Source organism: Vibrio sp. SCSIO 43135 (assembly GCF_023716665.1).
GTDB lineage: Bacteria > Pseudomonadota > Gammaproteobacteria > Enterobacterales > Vibrionaceae > Vibrio > Vibrio paucivorans.
Map to the genome: position 1 here is coordinate 1,867,801 of NZ_CP071859.1, position 13,699 is coordinate 1,881,499.

Genomic DNA, 13,699 nt, shown 5'->3' on the forward strand with positions numbered 1-13,699 from the left:
GCCTTTTAAATCACATTCTTAGTCCGCTATAAACGAGAGCGGGATCTCTGCAAGTTGATTACCTTGGTTGCTAGGGAATATTAAGTATTCACCGTGGTATTTAACCGAAGATTTATAATCCGTCACTTTGTGTACCATAAAGCCCGCATTACTCGCCTTTTCAACAAACTCTGCGTGATTGCCACGAACAAACCAACTCATTGGTTTTACTAACAGCTCACCGTCAAAACATGCATCGCATTGGTTTGCACATAACGCCAGTGAGTTAAGTCCCTCGGTAAAGAACTGCACCTTTCCACAATCGACCAAAGGCTCAGCTGTAGATACGTCCCAGCCGTCTTCAATCATCTTATCTAAGAAGGATTCAATATCACTGTCTTTTAGCTCTTTACTCTCTCCTTCTGCAGAGAAAAACTTTGCATAAAATGCGGAAATACGCTTGAACGTGAACAACAACCCAGCGTCATTACCTTTTGAACGCCCTGCTTTTTGCCAGCGTGTCAGATCATCCCCCACGACACGAGGAAAGCGTTGACCTTTCAGTGCTTTAGTAACCCAACGAACCAAAAAGTGATTGTTTGCCACTGGCGCGTTGGCCAGTTTACCCGTCTTATGTTCTGCATCCATTTCAGCCAGCGCGGTATTCACTAACCTTTGAATCTCAACAGTGTAGTTTGACACTATGCTTTTCTTCCTAATGTCCAATAGAAACCAATCGACAGCACTGCGCACGCTGCCATTACAAAAACCATCGGCCAAGTTTCACCACCTGGCATCGCCGCGACTACAGCCCCCATCAAAGAACCTGTGCCAAAACGTAATGTTCCCGCAAGCGATGAAGCGGTACCAGCCATTGTTGGATATCCACTTAAGAGTAGACCCATTGTATTACTACCAATAGTAGAGATGGTGCCGATAAACAGAACCACAAAAGGTACGGTGCCCCAGAGCCCCATATCCAACACCCAACCAGCGACCAAGCCTATGCCGGCAACCAACTGAACCAGCAATCCAAAGCGAAGCATCGTATGGGAGCCGACTTTTTTAACCAGTCGTCCGTTAATCGTTGTCATGATAAACATGGCGACAATATTGAGCCCAAATAAATAACCGAATTGATCAGGTCTAACACCGAAAATATCAATATAGACAAAAGCGCCAGCAGTTAAAAACGCAAACATCCCCGCGAACGAAAAGGCTCCAGAGAAAATCAGCCCCATCGCTACTGGATTTTTAAACAAGCCTGCATAGTTACGCAATGTAGTACCTAAACGTAAAGGCTGACGCTTGTCGGCACTTAACGTTTCAGGAATGCGCCACATCACTAATGCGATCACTACCACCGCAAAAATGGCCAATACCCAAAAAATAGAACGCCAACCAAACCAAATCGCTAAGTGCCCACCAATCATTGGGGCCACAAGTGGAGCGACGGTCATCACTAGAGTGACAAAAGACATCGCACGAGCAAAATCTTCACGATCGAACATATCGCGAACCAGAGCTTGAATAACCACAGCTGCTGCCGCGCCAGCGAAGCCCTGAGCAAAACGAATGTAAGTTAGTGAATCAATGCCTGTTGTCGTCGCGCTAAACACCGCTGCTATAGCAAAGAAGAATACCCCTAGAAGCAGTATTGGTCGGCGACCAAAACTGTCAGCGAGTGGGCCATGCAATAACTGCCCAATAGCGAAACCAGCCGTATAAGCCGTTAAAGTGAACTGAACATCACCCGCAGTCACACCGAGATCATTAGCGATATCCGGCATTGCAGGTAAGTACATGTCGATAGCAAGAGGCGTCAATGCCCCTATCGCACCCAATACCGCAAATAAGATGAAGCCGATTTGTGGTGCGGTTGATGCTTGTGAAAGAGTTTTCTCTGTCATGAAGTTCCCAAATTGGTTGCGGACTGTGTTGCAGCTTCCGTGCTGCAACCAAATCGGAAGAAGTAAGATATAATATCCGAACCATCTTCATTGATACTTCGGTAAAAGACTAGGTCTTGATAGGAAATAAACTATTTCCCGGTTAGAGAATTATTTCCAAATAGAATTTACTTCGTCTTCAGTCAAATAGCGGTACTCGCCCAACTCCAGAGATTCATCCATCTCGATCTCACCGATACGTTCGCGGTGGAGGGCTTCCACTTTATTGCCTAGCGCTGCAAACATACGCTTCACTTGGTGATATTTACCTTCGTGAATGGTAAGCAGTACTTCCCGATCTGCTCTCACTTCTAAGTGCGCAGGAAGCGTTAAATTGGTTTCACTCTTTAGTTGAATACCTTGCTTGAATTTTTCAACATAGTCATCTTCAACCGGGTCTACTAACCAAACGCGGTAAGTTTTTTCACACTTATGCTTCGGAGAAGTAATTCGATGTGACCATTGACCGTCATCGGTAATCAAAACTAAGCCTGTTGTATCAACATCCAAACGACCAGCAATATGCAGTTGATCCATTTTAATTTCGTCGAGCAAGTCGAATACGATGCGATTTGAGCTATCTTCATGCGAGCATACGAAGCCTTCAGGCTTATACAGCATGATGTAACGTGGCCCTTGAACTCTAAGTTGATTGCCTTGCCACACTACCTCACACTCTTCAGTCACTTTAGTTGCACCGCTTTTCACTACGGTGTCATTAACGGTCACTGTGCCTGTTTTCAATATCTTGGTGGCTTCTTTTCGTGTTGCACCCAGTGCATCACACAAAAATTTATCTAAACGCATGAATACCTCATCTTTCTTAAGTCGGGTATTATAGTCTTCTTTCTCGTAATAGTTGAGCTATTTCACATATTTCATGTACACATTACGCCCCTACCAAGCCGATTCTGTTAAAGCAGTTATTCACTACTTTAGAAAGCACTCTACACCTTCGGTTATTGTCCTTCCAACCGGAGCAGGTAAAAGCTTAGTCATAGCCGAACTGGCTCGCCTAGCCAAAGGTCGCGTGCTGGTGTTGGCCCACGTAAAAGAGTTGGTCGAGCAGAATCATGCTAAGTACGAAGGGTATGGACTCAAGGGCTCAATCTTTTCCGCGGGATTAGGTAGAAAAGAAACCGACCAACAAGTTGTATTTGCATCAGTCCAGTCGGTCGTTCGCAACCTAGACGAATTTAAGAACCAATTTTCACTTTTGGTTATCGATGAATGCCATCGCGTTCCAGACGAGAAGAGCAGCAGCTATCAGAAAGTCATCACACATTTAAGAGAGCTGAACCCCGGAATTAAAGTCCTTGGGTTAACGGCAACACCTTATCGACTTGGCATGGGATGGATATACCAGTACCACACTCGCGGTCAAGTACGCAGCGAAGAGCCACGTTTCTTTCGCGACTGTATTTTTGAGCTACCAATCCGCTATCTGCTTGACGAAAACTTTCTAACCCCAGCCAGAATGATGGACGCGCCCGTGCTGTCCTACGATTTTTCGCAAATAAAACCCGCGAGCACCGGCCGATACAAAGAAGCCGAATTGGACATGGTTATCGACAAAGCGAAGCGTGCAACACCTCAAATCGTCGACCAAATCCACCACCTCGCTCAAGAAAAGTTAGGTGTCATGATTTTTGCTGCGACTGTTCGTCACGCTCAGGAGATTCTAGGCTTACTACCGAGTGAACAGTCAGCCATTGTGATTGGAGATACTCCCACTCAAGAGCGGGACGACATCATTACTCGCTTCAAAAATCGAGAGATTAAATTTCTCGTTAATGTATCGGTACTAACCACAGGCTTTGACGCCCCTCATGTTGATCTTATCGCAATCTTGAGGCCAACCGAGTCCATCAGTCTTTACCAACAAATCGTTGGGCGTGGATTAAGGCTTTCCCCAGGAAAGTCTGAGTGTTTGGTATTAGATTATGCTGGCAACAGCTACGACCTTTACCAACCCGAAGTCGGAGATCCAAAGCCAGATTCGGATAGCGAAATCATAACCATCCCCTGCCCAGCTTGCGGGTTTAACAACAACTTCTGGGGTAAGCTGGATTCCAACGGTTTCCTGCTAGAGCATTTTGGGCGCCGTTGCCAAGGGTTCTTCGTCGATGAAGAAACAGAAGAACGTGAACATTGTGGCTATCGCTTTCGCGCGAAATACTGCAATGAATGTGGTGCTGACAACGACATTGCAGCTCGTATCTGCCATGAATGTGATGCGACATTGGTCGACCCAGACAAAAAGCTTAAAGAGGCATTAAGCCTGAAAGACGCGTTAGTCTTTCAGTGCACTGATATGCAGCTCTCCGTCCACAAATCACAAGAAGGGAAATCTCAACTTAAAGTCACCTTCTTAGGTGAAAACCAAGCGCAAGTTCACGAGTTTTGGTCTCTCACGACCAAAAAACAAAAACAGAATTTCAAAGATCAATTTGTTCGCCCACACCTAGCGGATCGGCATCGTCCCTTTGAGGACGCCTCACCAACCAAGGTTGTGGCGAATCAGCATCGATTTCGCCCTCCGCAATTTGTTATTGCCCGCAAAGTCGGACGTTTTTGGAAAATGCGCGACAAAATTTTTGAAGATGAACTGAAATAAACTCTGTTTCTCCCGATATCAGCACAGGTGCTTTGGTTCACTTTCTATTCATGTTCATTTACTTATACTGTTGCTATCACTGAAAGAAAGGTTTCACTATGCAGCTCACACACTCAAAGACAGTGGGGAAACTCTCGTTAGCCGCACTACTCGCTAGCATCAGCATCTTTAGTTTGTCATCACTTCCTGCCTACGCAAAAAACCACGACCATGATGGCCATGAACTGGTTCAGGATGCGTACAAAGAAGGCGCGAGCATTGAAATTGATGAAGACCAAGATGAAGTTTATGAAGCTGTGCAAAATGGCCTCATTAAACCCTTTTCTGACCTCTATGAGACGATCGACCGTGAATTGAATGGGCGCGTGATCAAAGTTGAGTTAGAAGAAGATGACGACGAGTGGTTTTATGAACTTAAATTAGTTCATGAAAACAACGTTATTAAAGTGGAATACAACGCAGCCACTCTAGAAATGGTCGAGATCAAAGGCCGTAACTTACTCGAAGTCATCAAAAAGTAGAGACCAATAATGAAAATACTCGTAGTAGAAGACGACCCAAGACTTGGCGAACAGATCATTGAAACCCTTGAGCAAACAGGCTGGGTACCTGAACTATCTCAAGACGGCATCGATGCGTTATACAGAGCGACATCTGAAGAGTGGGACGTCATCGTACTCGATTTAGGCTTGCCAAAACTCGATGGATTAACCGTGTTAAAAGGGATTCGAGATGAAAACATCAATACCCCTGTCGTCATCCTTAGTGCACGAGACACACTGACTCAGCGTGTTGAGGGATTAAATGCAGGCGCTGACGATTATCTAACTAAACCATTTGAAATGGTCGAACTCATTGCTCGAATCCGTGCGCAGCTGCGCCGTGCTTCTGGAAATGCTTCTCCAGTGATGCAAATTGGCGATCTCAGCTTAGATACACGTACCTCAAAAGTAATGTGGCAAGGCCAAGCGGTAAGCCTTACAGCGTTAGAATACAAAGTCGTTGCCTACTTTATGCACAACCCAGAAAAGGTCATCTCTCGAACTGAACTTGTAGAGCACATCTATAAACAGGACTTCGACCGCGATTCCAACACCATTGAAGTATTCATCGGTCGGATCCGTAAAAAAATCGCACCAAAAGTAATTAAAACGGTACGAGGTTTGGGGTACCAACTTAATGCTAACTAAGGTGTCATACATCAAACGTTTGAGCTTGAAAAGCCGCTTGTTACTTGCGGCTTCTCTGTGGTTAAGCGCAATGATTTTGGCCGCGGGCATCATCATACCTAGCCTGGTCAACGACTACTTAGTGGGCGATGTAAAAAGTCAACTTCGACTGGCAATGGATGAAATCACAGCCAATATCGAGGCTGACCAAAATGGACAACTGTCGCTGACTAGCCGTCTTTCGGACCCACGATTCAACCAACCATACAGTGGCTTATATTGGGCAGCGAAAAGTGGCGAACAAACGTTACGTTCTCGCTCTCTATGGGACAGAGATCTTAAGTTAGAAAAGAAAGGCCCTATCAAAACAGTTCGTGGTGCCAAAGATGAAAAGCTCATCTACATTTCTCAAACCATCTATCTACCTGAGTTTTCCAAACCCGTTGAAGTGATTATCGGCTTAGACGAAGACCCACTTGAACACACCTTAACGGACATTATTGGACAGCTATGGATCATTCTAGGCCTGCTCTTTAGTGGCGTACTTATCTTAATTGGCTTGCAGGTCAGCTGGTCTTTACGCCCATTAGGAAAAATGCAACGCGAACTGGCAGCTTTGAAAGCAGGCAAGCAAGACGCACTCAGTTCTGAGTACCCTAAAGAAGTCTCCCCTGTGGTATCCGACCTCAATGCCCTACTCTTCCACTACCAAGAGCTTCTAGCTCGGGCAAGGCACCATGGTGGAAACCTTTCACATGCTCTAAAAACGCCACTTTCCGTACTCAAGAACGAAATATCAACACTCGATATTGAGGATCAGAAACGTTTGTTCACGCCCGTCGATCAGATCCAGACTCAGATTGATTACCACCTAGGCAGAGCGAGAATGGCAGGTTCAATGAACATTCTCTCGGTGAAATCTAACCCAAGTGAGCGCATAGACGCTATCTCTATGGCATTTGATAAAGTCTACGCGGAAAGAGAAGTCGTCTTAATCAATGAATTAGATTCGGAACTTGATGTAGCTGTCGACCCTACAGATTTAGATGAGATGGTTGGAAATCTGCTTGAGAACGGATACAAATGGGCGAGTTCAATCATTCGTGTTCATTCCACTACCTCAGAAGATGGTGACATCATTATCAACATCGAAGATGATGGCCCTGGAATTCCAGAACAAGATTTAGACTCCGCTATTCGCCGAGGCGTGCGACTAGATGAAACGACACCTGGAACAGGGTTAGGGTTAAATATCGTTAGTGAAATGGCCCATAGCTATCGAGGCGCTTTAACACTGCACCCAAGCCCAATGGGAGGTTTGAAAGCACAGCTTAGGCTTAAGCACTCATAGGCAAGCTCACAAACAAAAACGCCTGACTTTCGTCAGGCGTTTTCTCAATTTAAGGTCTTTATTTCAAAATTCGCATAAACGCGGTTTACCTTATCCCATGGGATCGGGTCTATCGTCGCCCCAGCTTCTTCGGCTCTCTTTTTAATACGTTGTTTGTAGGAACTTTGATCATATACCTCTGCCGTATAACCAAAGCTGTCTCTATCTGACACAACAGCAGGCTCCAGATCATCAATATAGATAAGCTGATCACAACCTTTTAGCCAAACCTTAGCATGACCATTGGGAAGCATGCCAAAAACAAACTCTGTTCGATAACATCGATCATCAACAAATCCGTTAGATCGAGTATAAGTTATCTTTTCTTTGGCAAGCATTTTGACTTCCTCTGTTAACTTAAACTCCGTAGCGTAGAAGCCATTGTTGATTAACGATACCCAATACAAGTAAAGTGTATCTGGTAACACATTTGTGGGCATAACCTGCTGCCTACTGGTCAACGCTACAGTTTGCACTGGCAACCCAAAACCATCGTAATCAGGCAACATCCTCTGCACAGAATCTAGCTTACTAATAGTCATAAATTGCGTAAAGCCGTGCAGCATTGAAGTCCAATCGTATTTCTCATTTACTCCATATGCTTGAGTTACTTTTACAGGGTAAAAAGATGGCATAGCGATGCTTACTCGCCAATCAGTAGGTTCCGATTGCTCTAGCTGTTCTGCAGTACAACCTGCAGAAATCATAACTTGTGTTGAAACAACAATGACTGTTATACGCATATTTAAAAGTCGCATTATAATTACTTCAACAGCCTGATTTAACCCAACTCATAATTGATGAACTTGGTATATCTACATAAATTTAATTAACTTTGATGAACTCTTCATTAGCGTATACCTTACTCACCTTATCCCATGGGATCGGAGTGATGGGTACATCAAGCTCCTGAGCGCGTTTATAAATTAAATCACCATAATTTTCCCTGTATATACTGGCATCATTTCCAAATGTGTCAGCTTGCAGCTCAACATCCGCTTCAATCTCTGTGATATATCTATATTCACCGCACCCACGTAACCAGATTTTAGTATTGCCATTGGGCAAAAAACCAAAAATAATGTCAGTACGATAGCACGTTGTTTCGAAACCATCCCATCGGGTATAAGTTTCCTTCGAGCTCATAAGCTGTTTCAGTTCTTTAGATAGCGTCCATTTGGTTGTGAAAAACCTTCTATTAGAGATGGAGGCCCACTCTATATATATAGTGTCTGGCAGGACGTTTGTTCCAGAAACCTGTCTTTTGTTTGTCACCGGTACACCCAATGCTAACCCAACTCCATCATAGGAAGGAGTTGATTCCTTTATTTTATCAAACTCTGTTCTACTCAAAAAATGCATGTCGTTATGCACATAAGAGGTCCAGCCTGCATCGACGTTTACACCGTATGCGCGTGTTACCTTCGCCGGATATAAGCTGGACATTGCATATCCAATGCGCCAATTAGGCATATCTACTGGTGTGCCCGGTGTTTTTGAAAATGCGAAGGCCAATCCGGATGCAAACAAGTAATAAACAAAAACACAAGCAATTAACTTAGCTACCATCCGGGCATTCGAATATTTCTCGAACATATGTGTCTCCTGACTTATGGGGCTTATTAGCAATGGTACGGTCTGATGAGTGGTGGATTAAGCCTTCCTTCATAAGGTTAACCATCATAGTACAATCCGACGTCTCATCAACATTAGCGACATTGAGAGAATCTAAAAGCTGACCATTTTTGGCTGAAGATAACGCTTTATCACACAATTCAGCAAATCCCAATTGGCCAATAAACGTGGGAACAGAATAATAACTATCCCCTTCCTCTGACCAAATAGCTCCACCTTTATCGTCTAATGGGACACCACTTCTCTCAGCAAATCCGAACATCACTCTCAGATAAAGGCGAGATAGGTCACCTTGAACTAAACGTTTAACATATAGAGTCCCTTGTAACTGCATTTGATCATTTTTACCTTGAGGAAGTGTCCGATACTCTATCCAATAGTCATCTTTGCTCCAGCCCAAACGTACTTCACTTTCAATTATTTTATTTAGCCTTTCAGCAATTGTTGCTTTAACTTTGTCGTAATTCCACGAGGCCACACTTCTTGTAATTCTATCAACGGACTTCTTCTCAAGCAGCGGCAAAGAGTATTGTACCTTACCCTTTGAATTTATTGTGTTGTATGCAATGTTCGAGTGATAACCTCCACCAATATCAGAGTGAGAGCCAGGGACAACAAATTCAAAAAACTGATCGGAATTATTTATTTTGTTTAAACAGAAGTTATAACGGTACTCGGTCTTTTTGTGTGCCGTTAAATGAACCACGTTTTCAACTTTCTTGGGGTCGAGCCATAATCGGACATCACCAGTTTTCTCATTATGGGGAGAGAAATCGCCAGAGAATGGATCTAGAATCGCCGCAACAGTGTCAAAAACACCAACAAACTTTACAACACAACTTTCCTTTTGTGCCCAATCAAAACCAAAATTCATCGCAACACCGGACCGCTTACAAGCTTCTTCCATCTTTATCGCGAACAATCCTGAGAGACCTTCAGAAACGACGTGAGTAAAATGCCTTGCTGCGGCAGCTCCTCGACTAAAGCCAAACACATCTAACTCGATACGATTAATACCGTCTAGCTTGTTCTGAACGTAGGCATCGGAGTTCACAATTAAATCCAAGTTGCCACATAGTTGCTCAATACTGGTTTCTACTTTTGCGACAACACCATAACTTCCTATCCCCATTGCTTGCCCGATAAGTACCGACTCATCAGCAGGTTTGGTGTTATCAGTTTCATTTCCCGTTCCGATACCAGTAATGTACTCCGGATGTATAAATACTGAGTTTTCTGTATCAAATATGTCATCTGGATATAAATCATGGAGTTTCTGTATATTTGTGAGCTCATTTGAAGCACTACCATCGACTGCATAGTCTTCCTCCCAAAAGAAATGAAACTTTTCGTTTTTGGGATATTTGAACATTTCTTCAGGCCAACTTCGGATGTCCTCATTTTCGTGAACATAGAACTTATTTCGCCATGTCGAATAATATTTATCCAACTGCTGCTTACCCCATTGAGCGCTGTAGGTATTGTTAGCGGTTCCATCAAAAAACATACCTACTCGAAGCGTAATAAAGTTAAACCCACGAACGTTCAGTACATAACTATTATCTGAGATTAGCTTTAAGTTATCTGCCTGGCCTTTTTGATGACGAAGTGGTAACTCTTGGTCATCAGTTAGCGTCGTGAGGTCACCCGCTGTGACATTGAAGTATTGAGGAGCCCCTCCAATATGGTCCTTGTAGCTTTTCGAGTACTCTAAAGTAGGCTCTCCGTCCTTGTTGGGTTTGTGTGTATCTGATTGCGACTCCTTTAGCCATTCATTGCTGTCAAAAAGAAGGGTCACAGGGCCACTTGCCAGGTTCGTAATTAGAATCGGAGCTTCACCTAACACGACTGGGAATTCATTGTCACAAGCATCTTTTAAAATTCCTGACACATTCTCAAAAGGCTGATTAAATTCATCCCTAACGACAATCTCTATCCAATGCGTCATATTTTCACAAGGCGCACAGTATGGGCTTGCACCAATCGCACTACCACTCATGCCTGATTCTCCTTAATAGTCTCGAGAGCTTTGAGTTCATCAAAAGTTAAATGAAAAGGTTGCGATAGTTCACTAAGGTGAGTGCCTGATTCATCCGCAATCGCGATAAGAGCATACTTTTCTGCTTCTTCAGGTGAGCCTGTTCGCGTGATGCCTTTATGCACTGCAAAAGAAATGGTTTGATGAACGTCGGTGAGCATCGCTAGCAGATTGGGTATCAATTCCCAGCAGCGCCGCTCAATAGAATGAACGTGGGAAGCTACATCGTAGAGAGGAGCTAAGTGGTGAGGCTTAATCTTCCACCATGTGTCAGGAGTGAATACATACTCATGCTGAGAATTGTTTTCGTACACGATGAGTCGATCATCTTCAACGACTGCCACTGAGCTGATACAACCCAGCAGAGTATTAATCTCTGACTGCTCCATAGTCGCTAGCATCTTGGTTAACACCGTGCGGTCGTAAAAACGAAACATAGTTTCTACCCCATCTAACGAAGCAATTAACAAGCTTTGTAGATGCAGGCTTACCGCCTGAGGATTTTCCTCTGACGCCAATCCTATACCTAACGATACTAATTCTTCTGGTAGCTGAGATACTTCGTCGTCATAAGGTATTAACCAAGGGCTCAGAGATTGAACCGACGCAAATAGCGCTCCTTTAAACAGGGGAATAGCCTCATCGAATGCAAACCCATCATTCTTTTTGATAGCTGTGTTGTAAGTGTTTGCATCAACCAACCAATATTTCGACGCTGCATTATCGTTTAACCACGTTCCAAGCATTAGGATTCCTCCGACAGTGGGCAAACTGGTACAGCTGGGGAACCTAACTGCTCAGCTTTCAACAACGCTTGGTAGGACACCGTTTTTGGTACTTCTGGAGGTAGTGGTGATTCCACTCCACCCGGTAGTTCTGCAATGTCACCTTGGAATCCACTGCCCTGCCCAGCACTTCCACCAGCATTTAGATTGATAGCAGGGCCTACCAAATGAACACCCGAACCGTCCACTTTGACAAAACTGCCACCAGCTTTCAGGGTGATCTCTGCGCCCGCTTCAATCACTACTTTCGCACCGCTTTTTAGGTGAACTTCTCTTCCTGCTTGAGCGACATACTTATTAGCCACTTGTTGTTGGATACTGGCGTGGTTGATGTCAACTTTGTTCCCTTTTACAGCCAATCGACTTTCACCAGTAGTTGTGCTGTGCTGGTTAACGGTGATTTGCTTAAATTGGTTACTTTCAACAAGGGTATGGTGATCGTGAAAAACGTGCGTGGTGCTATCGTTATTTATCGCGCAATTGAGATCTTTTTGCGCATGTAGATATATCTGTTCTTCACCAGCAAGGTCTTCGAAGCTTAGTTCATTAAACCCTTCCCCTTGATGGGTTTTACTGCGCATCACCGTTTTAGTCTTATGGTCCGGCAACGAATATGGAAGACGGTTTTGAGCGTGATAACTTCTCCCCGTTACGATAGGTTGGTCAGGGTCACCATTGAGAAAGGAGACAATCACCTCTTGGCCGATCCTTGGCAGCGACATCATCCCATACTGAGCACCTGCCCAGCCTTGAGATACACGAATCCAACACGAACTATGTTCATCACTGTTGGAGTAGCGATCCCAAGGGAAGTGCAGTTTCACGCGTCCATGTTCATCACAAAATATTTCTTCTCCAAGCGGCCCTACGACGGTTGCCACACAAGGTCCATCCACTTTAGGTTTGGGTTGAGGTTCTGCTTGCCAATTGTTGGTTGTTGGGATCAGCGTTAAGTCGCTTTTAAAGGTCGTTGCGCCAGCGCCAGCTTCTTCCTCTAACGCTTGTGGCTGCTCGCCTCTAGACACTAGACCTACCACCAACCAATGTCGATTCATGTCCGGGTTGAGGTGGTCCATCAACGTAAAGTTAAGTCCAGCCTGCAATGACTGATGGTCACCTTTTGCTAAGGCAATATGAGAGTTTCGCCTCAGAGCTTGTAAGCGTATGTCATTGAACGCACTCCCCGTCTCATCATCTTTGAATCGGCCTGGAAAATCATAGTGCTCGTACTGCACGGCCGTGTCCCCTGTTGCGCTTAGCGTTTGGGCAAATAAGTACTCTGGTTTTTTGAAGCTGTAGTCACTCAGTGCCGAATGGCATACATCGCTTTGTTTACGCTCAGTTAAACCACATATGTATGCGTCTTCTGCTATGCCACCGGAAATATTGTTGTAAGTAACGGGCTCACCTAGCAGTGGCAAGCTATCCGACGCATCGCTGAAAATGACCGTGTGTTTACCTTGTTCATGGATAAAACTGTACGTTAGTCCTTCTTCCGCCGCTAAACGCTCAATGAATGCTAAATCCGTTTCTCGATACTGAACGCAGAACTCTCGCTGGGTGAGCTCCCGCTTTAGCGCAAAAGAATAGTTGTCGATGCCATTTTCTTGAAGCAGAACGGAAATGATATCTGCGGCGGTGTGTTGTTGGAAAGTTCGACTGTTATGGCGCAAAGATAGGCGTTCTATAGCGGGAACGAATACCAACGAATAAAAGGTGTAGCTATGGCCTGTATCGCCTTTACTGAATGAACGTACAATTCCATGTACGGTACGAACTCGCTCACCATTTCTAAACATACTGAGTTCAACGTTCTTATCGACAATCTGCTCCGCTGTAACAGTGTGCTGCCGGCTAGCAAGAGCAACATCGTATCGATATCCGTGACATTGCACGTCCTCACTAATTTGAATCGAGGATAATGACTCGTGTGCATCAAATTCTCGGACAACGAATAGCTCCTCGCTTTGTCCTTCAACGCTGATACTGTATCGCAATGTTGCCATCTTACGCCCTCAAACCCGCTATCCCCGGGTTGTCTACCTAAACCTGTGCTTGAGCGGATCTGAGCTCCCAATGCTAACCGCTACAAACGCCAAAACCTTAAGCTAGAAACACTGATGTATGTCTCTGGCTT

The 13,699-nt window shown here is 44.6% G+C and carries 12 protein-coding genes; 4 read left to right on the plus strand and 8 right to left on the minus strand.

Annotated elements, in window-relative coordinates; genetic code table 11:
• Positions 1–18: 18 nt before the first annotated feature.
• From J4N42_RS08230 to rsuA, 3 genes are all read right to left on the minus strand, one after another.
• Positions 19–681 carry a DUF2913 family protein gene (locus tag J4N42_RS08230; protein ID WP_252027386.1) on the minus strand — a complete coding sequence of 221 codons (663 nt, stop codon included), beginning with the start codon at positions 679–681 and terminating at the stop codon, positions 19–21.
• Positions 681–1,889, minus strand: a complete 1,209-nt coding sequence (locus J4N42_RS08235; protein WP_252027387.1) for a Bcr/CflA family multidrug efflux MFS transporter — start codon at positions 1,887–1,889, stop codon at positions 681–683. Before J4N42_RS08235 ends, J4N42_RS08230 begins: the two co-directional genes overlap by 1 nt.
• 150 nt (positions 1,890–2,039) lie before the next feature.
• Positions 2,040–2,735: a 16S rRNA pseudouridine(516) synthase RsuA gene (rsuA, locus tag J4N42_RS08240; protein ID WP_252027388.1), complete on the minus strand. Its 696-nt coding sequence runs from the start codon at positions 2,733–2,735 to the stop codon at positions 2,040–2,042.
• Positions 2,736–2,808: 73 nt separating this feature from the next.
• Here rsuA and radD point away from each other — a divergent pair, with 73 nt between their 5' ends.
• The 4 genes from radD (at position 2,809) to J4N42_RS08260 (ending at position 7,065) form a co-directional block, all read left to right on the plus strand.
• Positions 2,809–4,545: a DNA repair helicase RadD gene (radD, locus tag J4N42_RS08245; RefSeq protein WP_252027389.1), complete on the plus strand. Its 1,737-nt coding sequence runs from the start codon at positions 2,809–2,811 to the stop codon at positions 4,543–4,545.
• Between the two features lie 98 nt (positions 4,546–4,643).
• Positions 4,644–5,066 carry a PepSY domain-containing protein gene (locus tag J4N42_RS08250; protein WP_252027390.1) on the plus strand — a complete coding sequence of 141 codons (423 nt, stop codon included), beginning with the start codon at positions 4,644–4,646 and terminating at the stop codon, positions 5,064–5,066.
• A gap of 9 nt (positions 5,067–5,075) precedes the next feature.
• Positions 5,076–5,735: a response regulator transcription factor gene (locus J4N42_RS08255; RefSeq protein ID WP_252027391.1), complete on the plus strand. Its 660-nt coding sequence runs from the start codon at positions 5,076–5,078 to the stop codon at positions 5,733–5,735.
• Positions 5,725–7,065, plus strand: a complete 1,341-nt coding sequence (locus tag J4N42_RS08260) for an ATP-binding protein (protein ID WP_252027392.1) — start codon at positions 5,725–5,727, stop codon at positions 7,063–7,065. Before J4N42_RS08255 ends, J4N42_RS08260 begins: the two co-directional genes overlap by 11 nt.
• 44 nt (positions 7,066–7,109) lie before the next feature.
• Here J4N42_RS08260 and J4N42_RS08265 read toward each other — a convergent pair whose 3' ends face one another.
• The 5 genes from J4N42_RS08265 to tssI form a co-directional block, all read right to left on the minus strand.
• A complete protein-coding gene (locus tag J4N42_RS08265; RefSeq protein ID WP_252027393.1) occupies positions 7,110–7,847 on the minus strand; it encodes a DUF2931 family protein in 738 nt (245 codons plus the stop codon).
• Between the two features lie 82 nt (positions 7,848–7,929).
• Positions 7,930–8,700: a DUF2931 family protein gene (locus J4N42_RS08270; protein WP_252027394.1), complete on the minus strand. Its 771-nt coding sequence runs from the start codon at positions 8,698–8,700 to the stop codon at positions 7,930–7,932.
• Entirely contained in the window at positions 8,663–10,738 is a 2,076-nt protein-coding gene (locus J4N42_RS08275) for a phospholipase effector Tle1 domain-containing protein (RefSeq protein ID WP_252027396.1), read from the minus strand. Before J4N42_RS08275 ends, J4N42_RS08270 begins: the two co-directional genes overlap by 38 nt.
• Positions 10,735–11,523, minus strand: coding sequence for a DUF4123 domain-containing protein (locus J4N42_RS08280; protein ID WP_252027397.1), 789 nt, complete (start codon positions 11,521–11,523; stop codon positions 10,735–10,737). The genes J4N42_RS08275 and J4N42_RS08280 overlap by 4 nt, the downstream gene beginning before the upstream one ends.
• Positions 11,523–13,568 (minus strand): type VI secretion system tip protein TssI/VgrG, encoded by a 2,046-nt coding sequence (tssI, locus tag J4N42_RS08285; RefSeq protein ID WP_252027399.1) that lies wholly within the window; start codon positions 13,566–13,568, stop codon positions 11,523–11,525. Before tssI ends, J4N42_RS08280 begins: the two co-directional genes overlap by 1 nt.
• Positions 13,569–13,699: the final 131 nt, after the last annotated feature.

Bases quoted from the DNA above. Each gene is read 5' to 3' on its own strand.
- J4N42_RS08255 (WP_252027391.1), top strand. From the start codon at position 5,076: ATGAAAATACTCGTAGTAGAAGACGACCCAAGACTTGGCGAACAGATC.
- J4N42_RS08270 (WP_252027394.1), bottom strand. From the start codon at position 8,700: ATGTTCGAGAAATATTCGAATGCCCGGATGGTAGCTAAGTTAATTGCT.
- J4N42_RS08235 (WP_252027387.1), bottom strand. From the start codon at position 1,889: ATGACAGAGAAAACTCTTTCACAAGCATCAACCGCACCACAAATCGGC.
- J4N42_RS08265 (WP_252027393.1), bottom strand. From the start codon at position 7,847: ATGCGTATAACAGTCATTGTTGTTTCAACACAAGTTATGATTTCTGCA.
- J4N42_RS08250 (WP_252027390.1), top strand. From the start codon at position 4,644: ATGCAGCTCACACACTCAAAGACAGTGGGGAAACTCTCGTTAGCCGCA.
- J4N42_RS08260 (WP_252027392.1), top strand. From the start codon at position 5,725: ATGCTAACTAAGGTGTCATACATCAAACGTTTGAGCTTGAAAAGCCGC.
- J4N42_RS08275 (WP_252027396.1), bottom strand. From the start codon at position 10,738: ATGAGTGGTAGTGCGATTGGTGCAAGCCCATACTGTGCGCCTTGTGAA.
- tssI (WP_252027399.1), bottom strand. From the start codon at position 13,568: ATGGCAACATTGCGATACAGTATCAGCGTTGAAGGACAAAGCGAGGAG.
- J4N42_RS08280 (WP_252027397.1), bottom strand. From the start codon at position 11,523: ATGCTTGGAACGTGGTTAAACGATAATGCAGCGTCGAAATATTGGTTG.
- radD (WP_252027389.1), top strand. From the start codon at position 2,809: ATGTACACATTACGCCCCTACCAAGCCGATTCTGTTAAAGCAGTTATT.
- rsuA (WP_252027388.1), bottom strand. From the start codon at position 2,735: ATGCGTTTAGATAAATTTTTGTGTGATGCACTGGGTGCAACACGAAAA.